At 45.5% G+C, this 7,568-nt stretch carries 12 protein-coding genes; all 12 read left to right on the top strand.

Annotation, left to right across the window (positions count from 1 at the left end):
• Positions 1-74: 74 nt before the first annotated feature.
• The 12 genes from QRY16_RS21110 (at position 75) to terL (ending at position 7,462) form a co-directional block, all read left to right on the top strand.
• The gene (locus QRY16_RS21110; RefSeq protein ID WP_289777953.1) at positions 75-1,022 is read left to right on the top strand and encodes an AAA family ATPase; all 948 of its coding nucleotides are present in this window, start codon (positions 75-77) and stop codon (positions 1,020-1,022) included.
• Complete coding sequence (locus QRY16_RS21105; protein WP_289777952.1) at positions 1,015-1,374, top strand: hypothetical protein; 360 nt, start codon at positions 1,015-1,017, stop codon at positions 1,372-1,374. The genes QRY16_RS21110 and QRY16_RS21105 overlap by 8 nt, the downstream gene beginning before the upstream one ends.
• A gap of 19 nt (positions 1,375-1,393) precedes the next feature.
• Complete coding sequence (locus QRY16_RS21100; RefSeq protein WP_289777951.1) at positions 1,394-1,621, top strand: hypothetical protein; 228 nt, start codon at positions 1,394-1,396, stop codon at positions 1,619-1,621.
• Positions 1,622-1,676: 55 nt separating this feature from the next.
• On the top strand, positions 1,677-2,099 hold the full coding sequence (locus QRY16_RS21095; protein WP_289777950.1) for an antiterminator Q family protein: 423 nt from the start codon (positions 1,677-1,679) through the stop codon (positions 2,097-2,099).
• A 422-nt stretch (positions 2,100-2,521) separates the two neighbouring features.
• The gene (locus QRY16_RS21090; RefSeq protein ID WP_289777949.1) at positions 2,522-2,833 is read left to right on the top strand and encodes a hypothetical protein; all 312 of its coding nucleotides are present in this window, start codon (positions 2,522-2,524) and stop codon (positions 2,831-2,833) included.
• Between the two features lie 84 nt (positions 2,834-2,917).
• On the top strand, positions 2,918-3,247 hold the full coding sequence (locus QRY16_RS21085) for a hypothetical protein (RefSeq protein ID WP_289777948.1): 330 nt from the start codon (positions 2,918-2,920) through the stop codon (positions 3,245-3,247).
• A gap of 109 nt (positions 3,248-3,356) precedes the next feature.
• Positions 3,357-4,088: a scabin-related ADP-ribosyltransferase gene (locus QRY16_RS21080; RefSeq protein ID WP_289777947.1), complete on the top strand. Its 732-nt coding sequence runs from the start codon at positions 3,357-3,359 to the stop codon at positions 4,086-4,088.
• A 227-nt stretch (positions 4,089-4,315) separates the two neighbouring features.
• Positions 4,316-4,636 (top strand): phage holin family protein, encoded by a 321-nt coding sequence (locus QRY16_RS21075; RefSeq protein WP_289777946.1) that lies wholly within the window; start codon positions 4,316-4,318, stop codon positions 4,634-4,636.
• The gene (locus QRY16_RS21070; RefSeq protein ID WP_289777945.1) at positions 4,620-5,045 is read left to right on the top strand and encodes a lysozyme; all 426 of its coding nucleotides are present in this window, start codon (positions 4,620-4,622) and stop codon (positions 5,043-5,045) included. Before QRY16_RS21075 ends, QRY16_RS21070 begins: the two co-directional genes overlap by 17 nt.
• Positions 5,042-5,491: a lysis protein gene (locus QRY16_RS21065; protein ID WP_289777944.1), complete on the top strand. Its 450-nt coding sequence runs from the start codon at positions 5,042-5,044 to the stop codon at positions 5,489-5,491. The genes QRY16_RS21070 and QRY16_RS21065 overlap by 4 nt, the downstream gene beginning before the upstream one ends.
• A gap of 14 nt (positions 5,492-5,505) precedes the next feature.
• Entirely contained in the window at positions 5,506-6,078 is a 573-nt protein-coding gene (locus QRY16_RS21060) for a terminase small subunit (RefSeq protein WP_289777943.1), read from the top strand.
• A complete protein-coding gene (terL, locus tag QRY16_RS21055) occupies positions 6,044-7,462 on the top strand; it encodes a phage terminase large subunit (RefSeq protein WP_289777942.1) in 1,419 nt (472 codons plus the stop codon). Before QRY16_RS21060 ends, terL begins: the two co-directional genes overlap by 35 nt.
• Positions 7,463-7,568 lie beyond the last annotated feature (106 nt).

Here is a 7,568-nt window from a genome sequence, read left to right as displayed (position 1 = left end):
ACTGAAAGATAAGCTGAAAAGCGGTCAACTCCAGAAGAAAACGAAAGCAACAACGCTCGAATGATTCAAAGGGGGTGGGTCAGTTTTACTTTGGCAGGGTGGGTCAGAATTCGATCGGTATTGACACGGTTCTGTATGTTGCTGCTGAAGGTGGCAGTTCAGTTATGCCGCGTGTTGGTGCCTGGGCGGGTAAATATAACGGTGGTAAACCGGTTGAACTTTTCTACACGTTGCCGCTGGCGGTCGATCTCTCTGTTCCGGCACGGGTCAGCGCCATCATCAAAGAAATCAGGCGGATTGAGCAAGTTACTGGTGAGCCTGTAAGGATTGTTGCTGTTGATACTTTGTCGCAGTCAATGATGCAGGGCGACGAAAACAGCGCCAGCGACGTGGCAAAGTTTATGGCGGGTGCGACGCGGATCGTTAATGAGACTGGCGCAGCGGTGATACCCGTACACCATAGCGGTAAGGACAGCAGCAAAGGAATGCGTGGCTCTTCTGCTGCTTTTGCTAACGCCGATGCGGTTATTCGCGTTGAGCGCATTGACGACGCGGTGAACCTTATAAATGAGAAGCAGCGTACTGGCCCGGTGCAGCCCGTCCGGGGCTATCTGGTTCCAACCGCCCAGTTGCCTGATGAAGTTATCGCCGGGTATGAGATGTTCGATGATGAGTACACCAGTATCGAGGGGGATGTGTATGACCCCGTAAGGCTGACAACCGAGCGCGTTTTCGAAGATGTTCCTCTGGCTGAAATCGAACCGTTAATGATGGAAATGCGCAATGGCGAAGGTAAAAAAACTACTGCTACCTGGATTTGGGGACAACTGGATGCCGCTGGCGGAAGTATCAGCCGTGAGCAGCTTAAAACGTTATGGATTGACGATGGTGGCAAAGAGGATACTTTCCGCAGAGAACTAAATCGTATGAAAAAATCAGGTGATATAGCGGAATCAGATAGTGGCATTTTAACCGATGCGCTGGGCACTGGTGCACCGTTTGAAGAGGGTAAAAATGATTAAATTTACCAACTTGCAGAAAATAACAAATTTGCATAAAAATGCAGAATCAATTTTTATGCAACTATTTTGCATTAAAAATCATTTGTTTTTGGCGCGACAAATTTTAGCGGGACAAGATGCGGGACAGCGGGACATGATTTGTCCCAGCGTTGATTTTAAAGGGGTTTCTAATCGGGACAAGCGGGACATCACGGCAAGCGCAGGTAGCGGGACACAACCCCCTCTCCCCCCTTTAGGGGGGAGGGGTTTGTCCCACCTAAGCCGTCCCAATTTTTATTCATCGAATATTCATATGCAATGCCAGCGAACCGGAAACGGTAGAGCGGTGAAAGCCGCAAAAATTTACCAATAACCAAACAGGAGAAACTGAGATGAAAACTTCTGGCTTAAAAAACCATGTTAACGAAATTAACGAGATCACCTGCCCGCGTTGTGAAGGCGATCAGGTGCGTATACGCAACGTAGCTCTGCGTGCTCACGATAGCGGTATGACTGTAGCGATTGATTTGGGATGTTCGATTTGTGATGACAATTTTCAACTTGAGCTATGGGACGGGCCGAATACCAGTGTTTATGGGCACCTGGAATTTTCCGGCTAATACGCCGGATAGCGAATAACACCAGATTTGTTGAGAAATGTTGAGGTCAAAAGCTATGCGCAGAAATATGCAAGAAGTTTTAGAACGGTGGGGCCGGTGGGCTGCGAGTGAAGAATACTGCTCACTGGTGGACTGGCCTGCGATGTCGGTAACACCCGGACGCAAACCCGAAGCTGGTAAGCCGGGCTGCTCCGACGAGGACGGATTAGCAATTGATACCTGCGTCGCGCATATGAGCACGGTACGCCATGCAGAAGACATCCTGATCCTGGGGCAGCGTTTCATCGGGGGCCGCACAACTCGATTTATTGCAGAGGCAATGGATATTCCCAGATTTAATGTTACGCGCTCTTTGCGTTCGTCAGAGGAGTTTTTAGAGGGGTGTTTAGTTGCGATGGCCGTTCGGCTTGATATGGATCCGATTGTTGTTTTGCCTGAACCTCTTGCGGACGTCCAAAAACCTATGCTAATCTTCTAGCATCTAGAATTATGATTTAATTTTACGACCTCAATTTCAAAGCCTCGCTTCTTCGGATGCGGGGCTTTCGTGTTTCTGGGCTACTGAAAACGTGAAACTGTCAAAAAGGAGCCGTTCACATGCTGATTTGGCTGAATGCCAATAGTGGCGTTTTGTTATAAAAATGTTGCTGCTGTTTTTAACCAAATAACGCCGGGAAAACATGTACTTTTGCGGCGTTAGGGTGACATTTTAAACGAGTGCATTTTTGCCGGTGCGGTTAAGAACCATTATGTTAAATACCCCCCGTTTTCAACCCATTTAACGCATTCTGATTCTGCCCCTGACATATGCCTGGGGCTGTAAAGCGTGTCATGTATGGCGGTATTTATTAACTGCACGTGCAGTGTAAATGAAGTATTAAATTTTTATTCGGAGGGAATATGAAATTTATAAAAAGTATTGTCGTGAGTGCTGGCTTTTGTTTTATCCTTTCCGCTCCTGTGATGGCTGGAGCGTATACCTTAACAGGAGTAAAACTTTTCGAGGTCAAGTCAAACATATATAATAATTGTTTTATAGGCTATACAAATAAAGGTCGTAATTATTATGTCATGTGGAAATGTCCTTCCACTAATGGAGACTCCATGCTTAACTTGGCTACCGCTGCCTATTTTTCCGGTCTGAAAATAGATATTACGCTATCTTCCAAAGGCGCTGATGAATTAATAGCGCTTGCCCTCAACCAAGGGTGATAAATCTAGCGTAGGCAAAGACTGCCATGTTTTTTTTATTCTACCATTTATACCTGTGTGTAACGATAAGATTTAAAGGTTAACATGAAAATTTTTAGATTTTTTATACTTCCAGTTTTGGCTATGTTAAGTTTTAGCTCTTATGCAATTCATGTTGCGGCTGTTCACCCTAATTCAGAAATACTTACAGTTAAGAGTAATACAAAAGTGTGTTTTGTTTATTACAGAACACAGGAGGGAAATAAATATTATGCAAAGTGGGACTGTGATAATAATTATACCAGTAGCCTTGCAATGTTCGAGCTGGCGAAGCTTTCTTATAGCACTGGCGCCCGCGTCACTATTACTCTCGGTGACACAGGGCATGGCTCATCAACAGGGGACTCCCTGGTCGGGATAGAAATGAAAGAGTAGAATATTTGAATGTTATTTAAGCCCATTGAATCTTTTTGATGTAATTATGACTGAGCTTTTTATATCTTAATTTTGATATTTTACCTGATTGTTATGTGGTAGGGTTAATATGAGAATAATAGTTTATTTTTTTTGTTTCTTTATTTCTTTTCAGGCATTCTCAGCGCCACCCTCATGGGTATACCGAGGAGATAAGCGCCCACCTGGCATCATATTTCAAGAAGGTTTCTTGCCCTACGGGGAGAACAATAATCTGATGGGGCATTTGACGGGCATGACATCTAGCGGTGCCGTTGCCAAAGGTAAAAAACCAACGTCTAACTTCGTTTCGACCACTTCCAGCATGGATATTGCTTTAGAGTTTGCACTCGGATCAATACAACCTCGTGAAACCAGATGGGTGTATACGATAAATGCGAGAGAAAATTTTTATCCGGCCATGGAATCTGCAAGGCATATTGCTTCTGTTCATAACCGTGACATTTCACCTGAATTGTCAGCTATTCTTGAACGTGAATATGAATATAGCGCACTTGGTGGGGTTAGTACCTGGGCAATTCAGCAAGCTCAGGAGTATACTGCTGATATTTATGGGTATGTGAGTGCCGGGAGGCTTATCACAAATCCTAATTTCCATGAGATTGTAGGCAGTCATGCCAACGACTCACCTTATCGGGGGAGTGACAGAGATAATTTTTTTGATTTCCCTGTTCGGCGTGTGGTTGGTACGAATCATACAGCTGGTTTTGCTTTAAGCGAAGAAGACGCACAACGGACCTGGATAGCAGGTGCAATAAACATAACTCCCGGAGGAGTGAGTCATTCACATAAAGAATTGTAGTGTAATTTTAACGGAGCATTGAAAGGATAATTAAGTTGCATTGAAGATTTAGGCCGAAAAAAGTGGTTGAGATAAATCTCAATGCGCACATTTTCATTATAGTGAAAATGGTATTGAATATTACAGAATATATTTATTTAACGATGCCAGATGCTGTCTGACATCTGAAGCAGTGCTGAGATTTATTTCTTTACTTATCCATATCACCCTCTCAGGAGGTGGAGAACATGAAAATGCCATACAAAGATCCTGGTTCTTATGGCGTGTTTGCCTGGGTACTGATTACCGCCATGTCGATATATGGTGGTTTCGTTAAATATATTATCGACGTGCGAAATAAAAATCTGGCGTGGAGCTGGGTAGCAGCATTAGCTCAGGTAGCAATATCCGGTTTTGCTGGGCTAATTGGCGGCTTGCTTGCTATTGAGTCCGGGCTGAGTATTCACTATGTGCTGATAGCTTCGGGTATGTCAGGCACGATGGGTAGTGTTGCTCTGAATTATTTCTGGGAACGAATAGCGGGTATAAAAAATGCAAATCAGCCATAACGGTCTGGAAATAATTAAAAATTTTGAAGATCTGAAAACTTCAGCATATTGCTGCCCAGCAGGAATATGGACTATTGGCTATGGCCACACACATAACGTTAGCAGCGGAGATATATGTACTTCCCTTCAGGCCGAAACCTGGCTAAAAGAAGATTGTCAGGTAGCAGAAATAGTTATCGAAACGAACGTAAAAGTTTTGCTGAATCAGCACCAGTTCGATGCTCTGGTATCGTTCATCTTCAATGTCGGCGCTGGCAATTTTGTCAGATCAACACTGTTGAAAAAATTGAACGTTGGGGACTACGTAGGTGCTGCGTCAGAGTTTGGCAGATGGATTAATGCTGGTGGCGTGCCGCTGGACGGGCTCCGCAAACGCCGCATCACAGAACGCAAACTGTTTCTCCCATGAACTGGAAAACGCTCATTTGTGGTGTGCTGCTGGCAGCTGTCGTGGCGCTGTTCCACACGACAGTTTATTACCGCGATCTGTATGCCTCCACATCGGGCCTGGCTGAAACCAGACAAAAAACCGTCGTTGATATGCAGGCCAGACAGCGCGTTGTGGCGGATATTGATGCTAAATACACAAGAGAGCTAACAGATGCTAAGGCTACTATCGATCAGCTTGAGCGTAGTGTTATCGCTGGTAACCAGCGGTTGCGTGTCAACGCCAGTTGCAAATCCGTGTCCAGTCGCACCACCGCCAGCGGCCTGGATGATGCAAGCCGCGCCGGACTTACAGACACCGCTCAACGGGATTATTTCACCCTCAGAAAGCGAATCGAAAAAGCACGAAGTCAAATAGCAGGGTTGCAGGATTATATTCGTAATGTATGTTTTGCACCGAAAGAGTAGAGGAAATTTATTTTATGGCAAAAAGACTCAACGCAAAGAAAGAGCTTTTTTGCCGGGAATTTATTGTTGACTTAAAAGCTGGCCCGGCAGCGATCCGGGCGGGATATAGCAAAAAAACAGCCTATAGCGCGGGGCCTCGCCTGTTACTTGAACCTGAAGTTGTTCAGCGTATCAACCAACTGAAACAGGAAAGAATCGACCAGTTAGGGGTTGATGCCAACTATGTTTTGCTACGTCTGGTTGAAATTGATCAGATGGATACACTGGATATTCTCAATGAAGATATGACCATTAAGCCGGTAAGTGACTGGCCTTTGGTCTGGCGTCGATATTTAAGCGGTTTCGACCTGGCTGAAATGTTTGAAGGCCGGGGTGATGAGCGTGAAATGGTTGGTATCCTCAAAAAAATAAAGTGGCCTGATAAGGTGAAAAACCTTGAGCTTCTTGGTAAGCATATGAGTGTGCAGGCGTTTCGTGACCAGATTAGCAACGAACTGACAGGTGCAAAAGGTGGACCTATTCAGCATACCCATACCGCATCGGAGTTAACAGATGAACAACTTGCAGCAATCATCGGTAATCAGTAAAGAAGATGCTGCCAAAGAACTGTTAAAGCGCCGTCATGCTCGCAGAGGTCTGCATGAATTTATTCAGTACATTAACCCGGAATATATTACCAGCCCGTTTTCTAAAACAGTTTGTGAAGCGCTGGATCAATTTCTGCTGGAGATGATAGAGGGGGAACGCCCCGTTTTGATACTGGGTGCGCCGCCGCAACATGGGAAGTCTGATATTGTTTCTCGCTATCTTCCGGCGTACTTCTTTGGTAAATATCCCGATAAGCGTATCGGTGCTTTATCATATTCATCGGATTTAGCCGGGGATATGAATGCCGATGTGCAACGTATCATGGCATCAGATGAATACCGGTTATTATTTCCTGAAAGCTGGTCTGGTAATAAAGCTAAAGATGGTGTAGCAGTTAAACGTAATTCCGATGGATTTGGGATAGCTAACTACAAGGGTAGTTATGTTTGTGCAGGTGTTGGTGGGCCTTTAACGGGTAAAAAAGTCGACCTTGGTATTATTGATGATCCAATAAAGAACTCTAAGGAAGCACTTAGCCCTACCACTAAAAAATCTATCTGGAACTGGTATGTTTCGACTTTTAAAACTCGTTTGTCGAAAAATAGCGGTGAAATCATTATGGCAACCCGCTGGGCTACCGATGATTTATCCGGCCAGGTAATAGAGAAAACGCAGAAAGCTAAGGTGTTAGCCTTTCCCGCTATTAATGCGCAGGGCGAAGCGCTGGTTCCTGAATTACATCCGCTCGATAAGCTGTTAGAGACGAAAGCTATTTTGGGCGACTATTTCTGGTCGGCAATGTACCAGCAATCGCCCAAACCGGGTGATGGGCAGATATTCCAGGAAGGTTGGGTCAGATATTACTTACCTAAAGATCTGCCAGCCAAATTCGATACCGTTATCCACAGTTGGGATATGACCTTTAAAGACAGCGAAGGGACGGACTATGTTGTCGGCCAGGTATGGGGCAAAAAAGACGCCAACGCCTACCTGTTGTATCAGACACGCGCCCGCATGAGCTTCACGCAGACGTTAAAAGCCGTTAAACGTCAGTCTGATATGTTCCCGGAAGGTCGTCGAAAATACGTTGAGGACAAAGCTAACGGGCCTGCTGTTATCGATTCGTTGAAGTCCACGGTATCCGGCCTGATCCCTGTCGAGCCGGATGGTAGCAAAGTCGCCCGCGCTCATGCGGTAACTGCTGAGTGGGAATCCGGCAACGTATTGCTGCCACACCCGAGTACTGCCCCCTGGATAGCTGAAGCCGTCGAGGAAATTACCACATTCCCGTTTGGTGCTCACGACGACACGGTTGATGCCATGACCCAGGCGCTACGCAAGCTATACACCAAAAAAGGCAGTTTCTTTACAACCAAGAGGTAACTATGTGGCCGTTTAAGAGGCGTAAAAATCAGGTAGCGCCGGTTAAACGGTCGGCGTTCACTACTCAGCTTTACCCCGCACTGGCGCGTTCGGAGGGATTTAACGG

Source organism: Mixta mediterraneensis, from assembly GCF_030283135.1.
GTDB classification, from domain to species: domain Bacteria; phylum Pseudomonadota; class Gammaproteobacteria; order Enterobacterales; family Enterobacteriaceae; genus Pantoea; species Pantoea mediterraneensis.
This window is presented reverse-complemented; position numbering and strand designations above follow the sequence as displayed.